This is a genomic window from Saccharothrix deserti, from assembly GCF_009769385.1.
Lineage (GTDB): Bacteria > Actinomycetota > Actinomycetes > Mycobacteriales > Pseudonocardiaceae > Actinosynnema > Actinosynnema deserti.
Genome location: NZ_VKAB01000023.1, coordinates 37,088 through 50,713 on the forward strand (window position 1 = coordinate 37,088; position 13,626 = coordinate 50,713).

Consider the following 13,626-nt stretch of genomic DNA (forward strand, 5'->3'; position numbering starts at 1 on the left):
TCCTACCTCCAGCCCCCGTGTGTCCTACACCCAGAACGCGTGTGTCCTACGTTCAGAATGCGTGTGTCCTACGTTCGGGACCCCCCGAGTTGAACGCTCGCGGGGTCCGGGCATAGCTGTCGCAAGGGGACAGTGCGAGGATCCGTGCATGCGGGTGCTGCTGGTGGAGGACGACGAGCCGATCGCGGAATCCCTCACACGAGGTCTGAGCAGGTACGGGTTCGACGTCGAGTGGGTGCGCACCGGAACCGAGGCGCTCGCGGCCGAGCCGACCGACATGGTCCTGGTCGACCTCGGCCTGCCCGACATGGACGGCCTGGACGTGTGCCGCGAGCTGCGCGCCCGCGGTGACGTGCCGATCATCGTGATCAGCGCGCGGGCCGACGAGACGGACCGCGTGGTCGGCCTGGAGATCGGCGCGGACGACTACGTCTCCAAGCCGTTCGGCGTCCGCGAAGTGATCGCCCGGATGCGCGCGGTGATGCGCCGGGTCAGACCCGCGACGGCCCAGCCGGACGCGACGGTGTCGAGCAGGCTGACCATCGACCGGCGTGGTCGGCGGGTGTACGTCGACGGTGTCGAGATCACCTTGACGCCCAAGGAGTACGACCTGCTGGCGTTCCTCGCCGAAGCACCGGACGCGGTGTTCACCAGAGAACAGATCATGGAAGCGGTCTGGGACGCGAACTGGTTCGGCCCGACCAAGACGCTCGACGTGCACGTCGGCGCGCTGCGGCGCAAGCTCGGTGACGCGGCCACCGTGGAGACCGTGCGCGGGGTCGGGTTCCGGTTGGTGCTGACGTGAACCGCCAGCTCGCCGTGAGTTACGTGGTGCTGGTCTTCGTGGCCATCGCCGCGTTCACCGTCCCGGTGGCGTTCACGCTCACCGACCAGCTGTACACCGACGAGGAGAACTCCGCGCGCCGCGAGGCGAAGGTGGCCGCGTTGCTCCTGGCCTCCGACGACGCGCCGTCCCGGCAGGCGCTGGCCCGGCTGGTGGACGCCTACCAGGGCCAGACCCGCGGCCGGTTGGACGTCCTGACGGCCGAACGCACCGCCGTGGACCCGATGCCGCTCCCGGTCGCTGTCGACGATCCGGCGTTCACCGACGCGCTGAACGGCCAGGAGTACCTGCAGTGGCGTCACGCCGACGCGTTGCAAGCCGAAGGTCTCGTGCTGGCGGTGCCCGCCAAGGTGCCGGACGGCACGGTCGTCGGCGCCGTTCGGATCAGCTACCCGTCCGCGCCGGTGAGCACCCGGCTGTGGCAGATCTGGGGTTTCCGGGCCGCCCTCGCCGTCACGGTGCTGATCGCGGCCGCGGTGGTCGGCGTCCTGCTGGCCCGCCGGCTCACCCGCCCGCTGCGGGAGCTCAACCGGATGGCGGCCAGGCTGCGTGACGGCGACCTCGGCGCGCGGGTCGCGGAGACCGGGCCACCGGAGACCCGGACGCTCGCGGGCACGCTCAACACCGCGACCGAGACCATCGGCACCCTGGTCGGGTCGCAGCGCGCGTTCATCGGTGACGCCTCCCACCAGCTCCGCACCCCCCTGACCGCGCTGCGGCTGTCCCTGGACAACATCGCGGACGGCGTGGACGACCCGTACGTGCGCGAGGACGTCGACCACGCCACCGCCGAGGTCGTGCGGATGAGCAGGCTCGTCAACGGGCTGCTCGCGCTGGCGAGGGCCGAGTCCACCGTGGCCACGCCGGAACCGGTGCGCATCGTCGACGTCGTGACGGACCGGTTCGACACCTGGCGCGCCGCCGCCGAGGAAGGCGGTATCCGGCTCCGGCACGACGCCGCGGACCCGGACCTGCGCGCCCTGGCCGGCCACGGGCACCTGGAACAGGTGCTGGACAACGTGCTGTCCAACGCGTTGGGAGTGTCCCCGGACCACGCCACGATCACCGTGTCGAGCAGGCGCGAAGCCCAGAAGGCGGTGATCGAGGTGACCGACCAGGGGCCGGGCCTGACCGCGGCCGATCGGCGGCGGGCGTTCGACCGGTTCTGGCGCGGTCCGGGGCTGACCGGACGCTCCGGCTCGGGTCTCGGGCTCGCCATCGTCAAACAGCTGGTGTCCGACGACGGGGGCACGGTGAGCCTGCACGAGACAGAGCACGGCGGTCTGTGCGTCCGGATCGTCCTGCGGGCTGCCTAGGGTCAGCTCTTCTTCTCGGGCATGGCGGACGAGTGGTGGTTGACGATCAGCCACTTGCCGCCGACCTTCTCGTACGCGTACGTGTAGCGGGCCTCGACCTTGCTGCCGTCCTTGGCGAAGGTGAACCGGTAGATGCCGGCGTCGATCGCGGCGTTCGGCCCGAGCACCTTCACGTGGCGCTCCAGGATCTCGCCGCTGGGCTTGTTCTCCAGGAAGTGCTGGAAGTAGTCGACGATCTCGGCCCGGTCGGAGCGGACGTTGTTCGACAGCGTGGGCAGCAGCACGCCGTCGGGGGCGTAGAGGTCGGCGACCTTCTGCGCGTCACCCGTGGCCAGCGCCTGGTTCCAGCCGGTGAACAGCGCCTCGACCTCCTGCGTGGTCGGCTGGGAGACCGCGACGGCGCTGGCGTTGGCGGTTGTGGCGGCGGCCGGCTGTTCGTTGCCGGCGGCGGCGCCACCGCCGCATGCGGTGAGCGTGAGGGCCAAGGCCGCCGCACCCGCGACGGCTCCGATACGAACACGCCCGATGTTACGCATTGTCATCTCCTTGTGTTGCCTGGCTGTTGGTGTCCACTTTCGTGTGACACCCGCCAGCAGCCGGACAGGAGAAAGACAGCGCTCGGTAAGGATTGCTCCAAGAAATCACCGGGCAGGTCGGCCGTAGGTAAACGACCAGGTGAGCGGCGCGGCCGAGGCGGCCACGCCGGTCACCACCAGCTCAGATCTTGCCGACGCCCGCGCCGGCCATGACGGTGGCCTTGACGCTGTTCGGGTCCGCCGGCGTGTAGGCGTAGTAATCCCGCGCCTCCTGCACACTGCCACTGCAGTCGGGCTGGCCCGCCTCGTCACCGGCGAAGACGTTGTTGCGGGCGACGCACCGCCCACTCGGGCCGGCGTAGTTGTTGCTCACCGGCTCTTCGACGTCCTCGAAGTAGTTGCCCTCGATGAGGCAGCCCGCGTCCGCCTGGCACGCCACGCCGACGTCCGTGTTGTGGAAGTAGTAGTTGTTGAACAGGTGCACCGGCTCGCCGAACCGGACCCGCGGGTTGCGCTGCGGTGTCTCGTTGAACCAGTTGTGGTGGTAGGTCACCTTCAACCGGCCGACGTCCTGGGCGCCGTTGTCGTCGTCGTGGCCCAGCAGCATGTTCTTGGCGTGGTTGTGGGTGTGGTTCCAGGAGACCGTGACGTAGCTGGACCCCCGCTTGATGTCGATCGCGCCGTCGTAGCCGTTCGACAGGTCGTTGTGGTCGAGCCACACGTGGTGGGAGAACATCTGCACGTTGATCGCGTCGTCCGCCCAGTTGCGGAACACCAGGTTGCGGACGATGACGTTGTGCACGGCGTCGGCGGGCGGCGCGGTGATCTCGGAGATCGGCAGGCCGATGTTCAGGCCGCCGCCGGTGAGGCCGGACGTGGAGCCGATGCCGACGATCGTCTTGTCCGACGTGACGTCGTGCATGGGGCCGGGCAACGCGATCATGCCGCGAACGCAGATGTTCAACGGCCCGGCCTGGGCGATCGCGGCCAGGAACTCCGCCGCCGTGTCGACCTCGATGGTGGGTCCGCCCGCGCCGCCGGTGGTGCCGTTCTGGCCCCACGCGTTGACCGAGGCGAAGCCGATCGGACTGCCCGAGGTGGCGCAGGTGCCGGGCTGCGGCGGGGTGGTGGTCGTGGTCGTCGTGCTCGTCGTCGGCCCGCCGGGTCCCGGTGTGTCGGTCACGAGCACGTCGTCGAAGGACGCGGACGCGTAGTAGGCCGCGAAGCCGATCCGCCCGCTGCCGAACGTGGTGTCGGTCGCGGACGCCACCAGGTTGCCGTCGAGGAAGCCGCGCAGCGTGCTGCCGAACACCTCCAGCCGCAACGTGTACCAGGTGCCGACCGTGACGGCGGCCGGTGCGGTCGCCAGGGTGGTGAGCCCGCCGCCGACCCTCTTGCCGAGCACCACCGAGCCCGCGTTCGACAGGCCCAGGTAGTAGTAGTTGCTCGTGTTCTGCACGCGGGCGGTCACCGCGACGTGCCGGCCCGTCCCGTTGAACCCGGTCGGCTTGATCCGCGCCTGCGCCGACTGGCCGGACCAGACCGAGCCCGCCAGCGCCCTGGCGTCGGAGCTGGTGCCGGACTGGCGCCAGACCCGCGATCCGTCGGTGGCCACGGTCCAGCTGCCGCCGCTGGAACTCCAGCCGGTCGAGTTGCCGTCCTCGAAGTCGTCACCGAACAGCGTGGCGGCCGATGCCGACGGCACCACCAGAAGTGCCACCGCGAAGATGAATCCACTCGCCACCGCGGCGAGCGCGGCTAATCTGTGCTTGCTCAATCGAGCCTCCTGTTGCGAATCCGGCAGTTCACGCTGATGAATGCGTTCACGCAGGTGAACCCGGTTGCCGACAAACGGAGGCGGCGGTTGGCGGCACGCTGTCGAAAGTGACTTCAATTACTGCAGGTTGACGGTAATGGCTTGTTTCCGGCGCGTCAACGGCACATCACCACGACCCTTCGACGCAATCGCGACGAGCGGTTGGTCGCGAATAGTCACCTGCCCAGCGAGGCACCGACGAGCACCATGCGCAGGACGCGTTCGGTGGCGTCGGTGAGCAGGCTTGCCGCCTGGTCCATGGCCTCGGCCAGCGGCACGGGCGCGGCCAGGATGCCCGCGTACGCGTCGATGCCCACGTCGTGGCTCCGCCAGGCTCCGCTGCCGATGGTCCCGGCCAGCGCGATCACCGGCTTGCCGTGCCGCTTGGCGCGCCGGGCCACCTCGGCGGGCACCTTCCCGTGCGGGGTCTGGAAGTCGATCGTGCCCTCGGCGGTGATCACCAGGTCGGCGTCGGCCAGCCGGGCGTCGAGGTCGACGTGCTCCAGCATGACGTCGAAGCGTGGCAACAACGTCGCGCCGAGCACGGCGGCCAGCCCCGCCCCGAGCCCGCCGGACGCGCCGCCACCGGCCACGTGCCGCACGTCCACGCCGAACGTCGAGTGCAGCACGTCGGCCCAGCGGTCCATCGCCGCGGCCAACTGCTCGACCTGCTCGGGGCCGGCGCCCTTCTGCGGTCCGAAGACCCTGGCGACACCACGGTCGCCGCACAGCACGTTGTGCGGGTTGCAGGCCAGCGTGAGCTCGATCTTCTCCAACCGGGAGTCGAGCCCGGACACGTCGATGGTGTGCAGTTTCGCCAGCGCGGCCCCACCCGGCTCCAGGTCCGCACCACGTTCGTCGAGCAGTCGGGCACCCAACGCCTGCAGCGCACCCGCACCGCCGTCCGAAGTCCCGGAATCGCCGCAGCCGACCAGGACCCGCTCACAACCGGCGTCCAGCGCCGCGCCGATCAACTCGCCCACGCCGTAGGTCGTGGTCACCCCGGGGTCGCGGGCGTCCGCAGGCACCAGCCGCAACCCGGCCGCCGCCGCCATCTCCACCACCGCAGTCCGCGGCCCGGGACCGCCTAGCACCGCGAAGTGCGACCGCACCGGCCGACCGACCGGTCCGCTCACCACCACCGGCACCAACTCACCACCGGTGGCCGCCGCCAACGCCTTCGCCGAACCCTCGCCGCCGTCCACCAGCGGAACCTGGTCGACCACCGCGCCGGGCACGACGCGACGCACGCCCGCCGCGATGGCCTCGGCCACTTCCTCCGCGTCGAGGCATTCCTTGAACCCGCTCGGTGCGACGACGAACTTCAGCGGCATCATGACGTTTCCTCCACAGTGGACGGTCAGCGGAACCCCCAAGCCACGTCACCCGAGTGAGCGACTTGAGCGTGAATGGAAGATCTTGGGAAACTTTTCCGGCGGCCGGAACGTTGCCGGGAAAGAAGGAGGCGGCGCGGCGAGCACAGGCGCCGGATTCACTCAGCGCTTCACTCAGCGCAGCGGCAGGCCGAGGTGTGGCCAGACGGTGAGGGCGAACCCGAGGACGAGCGCGGCGTTGAGTGGTGCGAGCAGTGCCGAGAGCTTGAGCAGGTCGGCGCGGGTGAAGGTGGCGGTGCCGGGCACGGTCGCGAAGATCGCCACCGGCTTGGCCGAGGACGGCGTGGTGTGGCAGAAGCCCGCCGCCGCGGTCGAGGCGAAAGCCACGGCCGCCGGGTTCAGCCCGAGCGCCGCGGCGAGCGGGATGAGCACCGGGATCAGCACGCTCGACCGGGCGGAACGGGACTGCACCAGCACGTGCGCCACCGTGCTGACGCCCACGACCGCGGCCATGAACGCCAGGTCGCCGCCGCCGAGACCCGTCATGTGCCCGGTCAGCCAGGCGGCGGCCCCCGAACCGGTCAACGCCGTGCCGAGGGCTGCGGTCGCGGCCATGAACAGCAGCAACGACCACGGGACCCCGGCCAGCGCTGGGCCGAGTGCGACGGTGCCCAGCTTCGGCGACGTGATCACCAGCGCGGCGGCGAGCGCCACGACCGCGGCCGGGACACCGTGCCAGGGCTCGCAGATCCAGGCCGCCGACACCAGCGCCAGCACGATCAGCGCCCGGCGCTCCGCCGGTTCGAGGCGACCGGGGCGCGGGGCGTTGGCCAGCCGGCCCAGCCGGTCGGCGTCGACGCGCAGCCGTCGCACGCGGTCGGACCGGCGGGTGAACACCAGCAGCACGAGTTCGGCCGCCGCGTGCGACGAGACCACGGCGAGCGGCACCCCGAGCAGCAGCCACTGGCCGAAGCCGATGCCCGCACCGGTCGCGGTGAGCAGCAGGTGGCTGGTGATCAGGTGCGCACCGGCGCCGATCAGGGTCGCCACGGCGGAGAGCAGGATGACGGTGGGGAACAGCAGGGACAGCGCGCGAACCACCCGTGGCCGGTCGGCCAGACCTTTGGCCAGCGCGAGGAACACGGGCAGGACCAGCGCGGCGCGTCCCGAGGTGGCCGGCACCGCGAACGCGGTCAGCACCAAGGCGACCGTGACCAGGTGCGCCAGTTGCCGGACGCTGCGCGCCCTGGCGACCAGACCGACCGCCACCCGCGCGGGCAACCCGGTCGCACCGACACCGGCCGCCAGGGCGAAAGCGGCGATCAACAACCAGATCGTGTCACCGCCGAGCGCGCCGAACAGCTGATCGCCGCCGAGTACGCCGAGCATGACCAGGAGCAGCGCGGCGGCGAGGGCGACGTACGTGTCGTCCAGCCCGGTGAACACCCACGCGGCGACCGCGACGGTGAACACCAGCAACGTCGCCTTGCCGTCAGCCGGAAGCCCCGTGCCACCGATGAACAGGAACAGCGCCACCGCGCCCACGCCCAGCACACCGATCGCGGCCTTCACCGCGGTCCGCTTGCGCCCCGGCCGGCTCGCTGACTTCCGGCCAGATGAGTTCCGGCCCGGCGCGTTCCGGCCAGATGAGTTCCGGCCTGGCACGGTCCCGATCGGCACGGTCCCGATCGGCACGGTCCTGGCCGACGCCCAGGGTGGCGCCGCGTTCACGTCTGTCGCGACCTTCATGACGACAAGCCTGTTGCCGGCGGCTGAACGACCCGTGAGCGGTTGATGAAACCGCCCTCATCTACGCGCCCCGACAACAACCCGCACCGGGCCTAAACCCCGAGCCGGTAGCCCATCCCCCGCACCGTCTGGATCCGCTCGTTGCCGATCTTGCGGCGCAACGCCCGCACGTACACGTCGACCACGTTCGAGCCCGGATCGAAGTCGTAACCCCACACGTGCGACAGCATCTGCTCCCGCGACAACACCTGGCCGGGGTGCCGCAAGAACAGCTCCAGCAGAGCGAACTCCCTGGCCGTCAGGTCGATGACGGCATCGGGCAGCCGCGCCCGCCGCGTGCGCAGGTCCAACGACAGGTCGTCGTGCCGCAGCACGGTCACCTCGGGCGCGCGGTCCGCCGGCCGCAGTCGCAGCCGAACCCGAGCCAGCAACTCCTCGAACCGAAAGGGCTTGGTCATGTAGTCGTCCGCGCCGCCCTCCAGGCCGGCAACGGTGTCGTGCACCGAATCCCGAGCGGTCAGGATGACCACCGGCGTGGCCACCCGCGCCTCGCGCAGGGCGCGCAGCACGGCGAACCCGTCCCGACCCGGCAACCCGAGGTCCAGCACCACGAGGTCGAAGTCACCGGTCAGCGCCCACGACAGCGCCGTGTCGCCGTCCCCGACCACGCTGGTCGTGAACCCGTTGGCCCGGAGCCCTTTCTCCACGAACGACGCGATGCGCTGCTCGTCCTCCACGATCAGGATCCGGCCGCTCACCCGACACCGTCCACAACGGACTGACTGTTCGGCAGCTCGATTCCCACGGTGGTGCCCTTTCCCGGTGAGGAGAGCACCTTCACCGTGCCCCGGTGCCCTTCGGCGATGGCCTTCACGATCGCCAGCCCCAGCCCGGCGCCGCCGCGGTCGGCGGGCCTGCTCGGTCCCCTGGCGAACCGCTCGAAGATCCGGTCCAGGTCGGCGGGCGCGATACCGCGGCCCTCGTCGCTGATCCACAGCGACACCGCGCCGCCGTACAACGCCGAACCGAGACGGATCTCGTCGCCGTCGGACGTGTGCTGCACGGCGTTCTGCGCCAGTTGCACGACCGCCTGGGTCACCCGCTGCGGATCGAGCCGCACATTGCCCTCCCCCAACGTCTCCAGCACCCACCTGCGCCGCCCCAACGCCCGGACCTTGGCGTCGATATCGCTGGTCAGCTCCGCGAGCGACACCGGCTCCGGGCGCAGGAAGTCCGGCCGCTGCGCCTTGGCCAGCAACAACAGGTCCTCCACGATGCGGCTCATCCGGTCCAGCTCGTCGGTGCACAGCCGCACCACCTCGGCGCGTTCCACCGGGTCGTCACCCATCACCTCCAGGTGCCCGCGCACGATCGTGATGGGCGTGCGCAGTTCGTGGCTCGCGTCGTCGATGAACTCCCGCTGCGCCCGGAACGCCTGTTCCAGCCGGTCCAGCATCGCGTTGAACTGCTCGGCCAACGCCGAGATGTCGTCCCGCCCGTGCACCGGGATGCGCCGCCTCAGGTCCTCCTCGCCGATCTGCGCGGCAGCCAAGCGGACCATCCGCACCGGCGCCAGGATCTCGCCCGCGACCAGCCACGCCACCAGCGCCGCCACCAGCAGTCCCACCGCGCTGACCAGCACCATCAGGTCGATGGTCTGACGGTCCTGCGCGCCGACACCGGTCAGGAAGTACCCGGTGACGAACCACCCGCCGTCGCCCGTCCCCTCTCGCGGCAGGGCGTGCACCTTGCCCCAGCGGAACGGCCCGGCCGGGGTGTCCGCCTGGCCGTGGGGCGTCGGGGAGTCGACGATCTGCCGCAGCAGCGCGTCGTCGGCGCCGATGTCGTACGGCGGTTCACCCTGGCGCAGCGCCCGCAGTCGGTCACCGGTCCGGGTGATCCCGAGGTGCACCTCGAACGCGTCGGGGTACTGGGCGCGGAGGTGGGCGTCCAGCAGCCGGTACGGATCGCTGATCGGCTGTCCGGTGGCCGGGTCCTTCGCCTCGCCGGCGAAGTTGGCGAACTCGCCCGCCTCCTGCTCGATCGCCCTGGCCACCCGGTTGTCCACGCCGGAGGCGAGCAGTTGCCAGACCACGAGCACGACGGTGGCCAGCACGAGGAGCATCAGGCCGAGCATCCACGCCATGATCTTCACCCTGGCCGGGATGCGGGTGCCCCGGATCCGATCCGGGTCGCGGGTGTCCCGCACAGGATCAGTCGTCGTCATCGTCATCGTCTCCGACCGGCGGTGGCGGGGGCACGACCGTGGTCAGGGGTGCTTGCGGTGGCGGCGGTTCCTGCGTGGTCGGGGGCGGCGACGTGGTCGGCGGCAGGGACGTGCTCGGGGCCGTGGTCGCGCTGGTCGGTGGAGCGGACTCACCGATCCTCACCTCGGCCGGTATCCGGGGCGGCTGCGCCTGCCCGGCGAGCGTGAAGACGACGAAGACCGCCGCGAACAGGGCAGCCGCCGTCACGAGCAGGGCTGCGGTGCGCCGCGAGGGGGTCACGCGTCCGAGCATCGCGCTCGACTTCGGCAGGACCATTAAACGACCATGAGGATTTCTTCATGAAGCGACGCGGCAGCGGCCCGTCGGCCGCCCGCAGCCGTCATGAGTCGGTCGGCGGGCCGTCGATCGGGATGGTGTCCAGGACCGACTCCGCGATCGACCGGGCCGGCTCCCGGTAGGCCTCGGCCAGACCGCGGAAGACCTGCTCGGCGCGGATCGCCGGCCAGTCCTCCGGCAGGTGCTCGGCGGGCAGGCGGGGGTCCTGCCGGACGAGCTGCAGCCACTCGGTGTGCAGCAGCAGTTGTCTGGCCAGGTCGTCCGGGGCGTCGGGCAACGGGCGGTCGCCGTCCCAGCGGCGCAGGAACGCGTGGTAGCGCTCCGCGATCGCGGACACGTCGAACGCGGCGTGCACGATCTGGTCGGCCTCGGTCGGCTTGGTCGCGTGCGCGGTGAACACGTTGAGGTAGTCGTTCAGGTCGAGGTCGTCGACCAGGTTGGGCACGTCCACCGCGCCGGGGGCGACCCACAGCCCGTTCTGCAGCGGACCGAATCCGCCCCAGATGAGACGCGAGCGGAGGTCGTGTCGCTGGCTGCGCCAGGACTCGGGCAGGGAGAATCCCACCATGGTCCAGGTGCCGTCCCAGTCGTTGTTGACCGCACCGCTGTGCCAGACCCGGTGCTCGCCGTCGTCCAGGACGGCCGCCGAACGCGCGGTCAGCCCGAAGTACATCCGCCTGCCGTTGCGGTGCCTGACCAGCAGATCCCGCTTGACCATGCGGGTCAACGTCGAGCGGACCGCTTCCTCGGAGACGCCGATCCGGGCGAACACGTCGATGACGCTGCCGGAGAAGACCGCGATGCCGCGGTTGAGCACGTGAACGCCCAGGAAGCTGAGCATCAGCGACTGGGGCCGGACCGATGCTTCCTGCTCACCACCCCTGGCCGGCGGATCGTCGTGCGAGGTCACGGTGCGAGCGTAACCCGAGGCGTTCACGGGCGTCCTCCCTCGACGAGGATGTTAGGCACATTCTTGACGGCCGACACATATCAGCCTAACTTCGACAACTACCGCACCTCGCCACACCTGGAGGTAACAGAGTCATGACGTTCGCACGCAACCAGTGGTACGTGGCGGCCTACGGCCACGAGATCGGGCGCGAGCTGTTCGGCAGGACGATCCTCGGCGAACCGCTGGTGTTCTACCGCAGTGAGGAAACGGGCGAGGTCGTGGCGCTGGCCGACCGGTGCGTGCACCGGCGCTACCCGTTGTCGGAGAGCAGGCTCGAAGGCGACACGATCGTCTGCGGCTACCACGGCTTCACCTACGACAAGGCCGGCACCTGCGTGTTCGTGCCGGGACAGGCGCGGATCCCACGGACCGCGCGGGTGGCGTCGTACCCGGTGGTCGAGCAGGACTCGTTCGTCTGGGTGTGGATCGGCGACCGCGACCGGGCCGACGAGGCGCTGATCCCCCGGGCGCCCTGGCTGGCCGACCCCGACTACACCACGGTGTGCGGGATGGAACCGCTGGCCGCCCGGTACGAGCTGCTGGTCGACAACCTGATGGACCTGTCGCACGAGACCTACCTGCACGGTGGCTACATCGGCACGCCGGAGGTGGCGAACACCCCGATCACCACCGAGGTCGACGAGGACAACAAGATCATCTACGTGAGCCGGCACATGGCCGACGCCGCGTGCCCGCCGTTCTACTCCAAGTCCACCGGCATCGAGGGCCGGATCACCCGGTGGCAGGACATCGAGTACCACCCGCCGTGCCTGTACATCCTGCACAGCCGGATCGCGCCGGTCGGCGTGCTGCCCAACGAGGACGGCTCGGACCCGGACGCCTTCCACGTCGAGGTCGTCTACGCGATCACCCCGGAGACCGAGCACAGCACGCACGACTTCTGGGCCGTGGCGCGGGACTTCGCCCTGGGCGACCAGGAGGTGTCGGACTTCCTGCGGGAGAACAACCGCACGGTGGTGATGCAGGACGTCGTCGCGCTGGACATCCTCGAGCAGGTGATCCAGAAGGAGCCGGAGGACTACCAGGAGCTGTCGATCAACATCGACACCGGTGGTCTGGCGGCGCGGCGCATCCTCAAGCGCATGGCGGCCGAGTCCGACGAGCCGGTCAAGGCGGCCAAGGCGGCCAAGGCGGCCAAGGCATGAGTGACCGGGCCGCGATGCTGCGCGGCGACACCGTCTACCGGATCCACTGGGAACTGGGGACGGACGTGCTGATCGGCGTGTGCCACTGCGGCGCGGAGCACGACTCGGAGGACCCGGTGGAGCTGTGGGAGTGGCTGCTGGCCCACCCGGACGGCCACGAACCGCCGTCCACCGACCAGCCTCCGGTCGACCCGTCCGCGGCCGACCAACCTCCCGCCGACCAGCTTCCCGCCGACCAGCCGCCTGCCGCTCGCGAGCCCGTTGTCGACCGGCAGCCCGTCGGCGCCCAGTCCTGAACAATCCGAACAGGAGTCCGGATGACCGCGTTCACCGAGCCTCGTACCGTGGTGGAACTCGACGTCCTGCTTGAGCGCAAGGAGAGCGTGGCCGACGGCGTGGTGCGGCTGACCCTGCGCCACCCCGACGGCGAGCCGTTGCCCGCCTGGGAGCCCGGCGCCCACCTCGACCTCGTGCTCGGGCCCGACCTCGTCCGGCAGTACTCGCTGTGCGGCGACCCGGCGGACCGTTCGGTGTTCGAGGTGGCGGTGCTCCACGAGCCGGAGGGCCGCGGCGGCTCCCGGCACGTGCACGAACAGCTCGCGGCGGGCAGCACCGTGCGCATCCGCGGGCCGCGCAACAACTTCCCGCTGGTGGAGGCGCGGCGCTACCAGTTCGTCGCGGGTGGCATCGGGATCACGCCGATCCTGCCGATGCTGGCCGCCGTCCACGAGCAAGGGGCGGACTGGCAGCTGCTGTACGGCGGGCGGACGCGTTCGTCGATGGCCTTCGTCGCGGAGCTGCGCGAGCGGTACGGCGACCGGGTGATCATCGCGCCGCAGGACGAGACGGGACTGTTGGACCTGGACTCCTTCGTGGCGCAGGACCCGGACGTCCCGGTCTACTGCTGCGGGCCGGAGCCGCTGCTCACCGCCGTCGAGCAGCGTCTCCCACCCGGTCGCGCCCACGTCGAGCGCTTCACGCCCAAGGCCGACGCCGACAGCGGCGAGCGGACGTCGTTCGAGGTGGAGCTGGCGCTGTCGGGCCGGACGCTGGTCGTGCCCGAGGACAAGTCGATCCTGCACACCATCGAGGAAGCTGGGATCACCGTGCTGTCCTCGTGCCAGGAGGGCACCTGCGGCACGTGCGAGACCGGCGTGCTGGAGGGCACCCCCGACCACCGGGACTCCCTGCTCAACGACGAGGAGAAGGCCGCCTGCGACGTGATGATGATCTGCGTGTCGAGGTCGTGCGGCCCGCGATTGGTGCTCGACCTCTGACACGCCGACGGCACTGACGCCATTTGCGGCACTTGTGCGACTCGCTTGATCCGCTACGCTTAACGTGAAACG

The 13,626-nt window shown here is 70.5% G+C and carries 13 protein-coding genes; 5 read left to right on the forward strand and 8 right to left on the reverse strand.

Translation table 11 applies throughout. From position 1 onward, the window contains the following. The first annotated feature begins 148 nt into the window (after nucleotides 1-148). Entirely contained in the window at nucleotides 149-805 is a 657-nt protein-coding gene (locus FM051_RS31600; RefSeq protein WP_158849790.1) for a response regulator transcription factor, read from the forward strand. After that, a complete protein-coding gene (locus tag FM051_RS31605; RefSeq protein ID WP_158849792.1) occupies nucleotides 802-2,160 on the forward strand; it encodes a sensor histidine kinase in 1,359 nt (452 codons plus the stop codon). The genes FM051_RS31600 and FM051_RS31605 overlap by 4 nt, the downstream gene beginning before the upstream one ends. 2 nt (nucleotides 2,161-2,162) lie before the next feature. Here the strand turns inward: FM051_RS31605 and FM051_RS31610 are convergent, their stop codons facing one another. The 8 genes from FM051_RS31610 to FM051_RS31645 all read right to left on the reverse strand — a co-directional run bounded on the left by FM051_RS31610 (nucleotide 2,163) and on the right by FM051_RS31645 (nucleotide 11,069). Next, nucleotides 2,163-2,696, reverse strand: coding sequence for an SgcJ/EcaC family oxidoreductase (locus FM051_RS31610; RefSeq protein ID WP_202919122.1), 534 nt, complete (start codon nucleotides 2,694-2,696; stop codon nucleotides 2,163-2,165). A gap of 181 nt (nucleotides 2,697-2,877) precedes the next feature. Continuing rightward, entirely contained in the window at nucleotides 2,878-4,473 is a 1,596-nt protein-coding gene (locus FM051_RS31615) for a pectate lyase family protein (protein ID WP_202919123.1), read from the reverse strand. Nucleotides 4,474-4,688: 215 nt separating this feature from the next. Next, nucleotides 4,689-5,849 (reverse strand): glycerate kinase family protein, encoded by a 1,161-nt coding sequence (locus FM051_RS31620; RefSeq protein ID WP_238412792.1) that lies wholly within the window; start codon nucleotides 5,847-5,849, stop codon nucleotides 4,689-4,691. A 171-nt stretch (nucleotides 5,850-6,020) separates the two neighbouring features. Further along, nucleotides 6,021-7,418 carry an SLC13 family permease gene (locus FM051_RS31625; protein WP_238412793.1) on the reverse strand — a complete coding sequence of 466 codons (1,398 nt, stop codon included), beginning with the start codon at nucleotides 7,416-7,418 and terminating at the stop codon, nucleotides 6,021-6,023. A gap of 269 nt (nucleotides 7,419-7,687) precedes the next feature. Beyond that, nucleotides 7,688-8,353 (reverse strand): response regulator transcription factor, encoded by a 666-nt coding sequence (locus FM051_RS31630; protein WP_158849798.1) that lies wholly within the window; start codon nucleotides 8,351-8,353, stop codon nucleotides 7,688-7,690. Next, the gene (locus tag FM051_RS31635) at nucleotides 8,350-9,822 is read right to left on the reverse strand and encodes a sensor histidine kinase (protein WP_158849800.1); all 1,473 of its coding nucleotides are present in this window, start codon (nucleotides 9,820-9,822) and stop codon (nucleotides 8,350-8,352) included. The genes FM051_RS31630 and FM051_RS31635 overlap by 4 nt, the downstream gene beginning before the upstream one ends. Beyond that, a complete protein-coding gene (locus FM051_RS31640; protein ID WP_238412794.1) occupies nucleotides 9,809-10,138 on the reverse strand; it encodes a hypothetical protein in 330 nt (109 codons plus the stop codon). Before FM051_RS31640 ends, FM051_RS31635 begins: the two co-directional genes overlap by 14 nt. A gap of 64 nt (nucleotides 10,139-10,202) precedes the next feature. Beyond that, nucleotides 10,203-11,069, reverse strand: coding sequence for a PaaX family transcriptional regulator (locus tag FM051_RS31645; RefSeq protein WP_238412795.1), 867 nt, complete (start codon nucleotides 11,067-11,069; stop codon nucleotides 10,203-10,205). 134 nt (nucleotides 11,070-11,203) lie between these two features. On the opposite strand from FM051_RS31645, the gene FM051_RS31650 reads away from it, so the two are divergent. Genes FM051_RS31650 through FM051_RS31660 form a run of 3 tightly spaced genes read left to right on the forward strand, consistent with a single transcriptional unit; the run spans nucleotide 11,204 to nucleotide 13,554 of the window. Next, complete coding sequence (locus FM051_RS31650; RefSeq protein ID WP_158849802.1) at nucleotides 11,204-12,277, forward strand: aromatic ring-hydroxylating dioxygenase subunit alpha; 1,074 nt, start codon at nucleotides 11,204-11,206, stop codon at nucleotides 12,275-12,277. After that, nucleotides 12,274-12,573, forward strand: coding sequence for a hypothetical protein (locus tag FM051_RS31655; RefSeq protein ID WP_158849804.1), 300 nt, complete (start codon nucleotides 12,274-12,276; stop codon nucleotides 12,571-12,573). Before FM051_RS31650 ends, FM051_RS31655 begins: the two co-directional genes overlap by 4 nt. A 21-nt stretch (nucleotides 12,574-12,594) precedes the next feature. Then, the gene (locus FM051_RS31660; protein ID WP_158849806.1) at nucleotides 12,595-13,554 is read left to right on the forward strand and encodes a PDR/VanB family oxidoreductase; all 960 of its coding nucleotides are present in this window, start codon (nucleotides 12,595-12,597) and stop codon (nucleotides 13,552-13,554) included. Nucleotides 13,555-13,626 lie beyond the last annotated feature (72 nt).

Excerpts from the sequence above, each read along its gene's own strand:
- FM051_RS31600 (WP_158849790.1), top strand. The coding sequence starts at position 149 with ATGCGGGTGCTGCTGGTGGAGGACGACGAGCCGATCGCGGAATCCCTC.
- FM051_RS31610 (WP_202919122.1), bottom strand. The coding sequence starts at position 2,696 with ATGCGTAACATCGGGCGTGTTCGTATCGGAGCCGTCGCGGGTGCGGCG.
- FM051_RS31620 (WP_238412792.1), bottom strand. The coding sequence starts at position 5,849 with ATGATGCCGCTGAAGTTCGTCGTCGCACCGAGCGGGTTCAAGGAATGC.
- FM051_RS31635 (WP_158849800.1), bottom strand. The coding sequence starts at position 9,822 with ATGACGACGACTGATCCTGTGCGGGACACCCGCGACCCGGATCGGATC.
- FM051_RS31640 (WP_238412794.1), bottom strand. The coding sequence starts at position 10,138 with ATGGTCCTGCCGAAGTCGAGCGCGATGCTCGGACGCGTGACCCCCTCG.
- FM051_RS31650 (WP_158849802.1), top strand. The coding sequence starts at position 11,204 with ATGACGTTCGCACGCAACCAGTGGTACGTGGCGGCCTACGGCCACGAG.
- FM051_RS31655 (WP_158849804.1), top strand. The coding sequence starts at position 12,274 with ATGAGTGACCGGGCCGCGATGCTGCGCGGCGACACCGTCTACCGGATC.
- FM051_RS31660 (WP_158849806.1), top strand. The coding sequence starts at position 12,595 with ATGACCGCGTTCACCGAGCCTCGTACCGTGGTGGAACTCGACGTCCTG.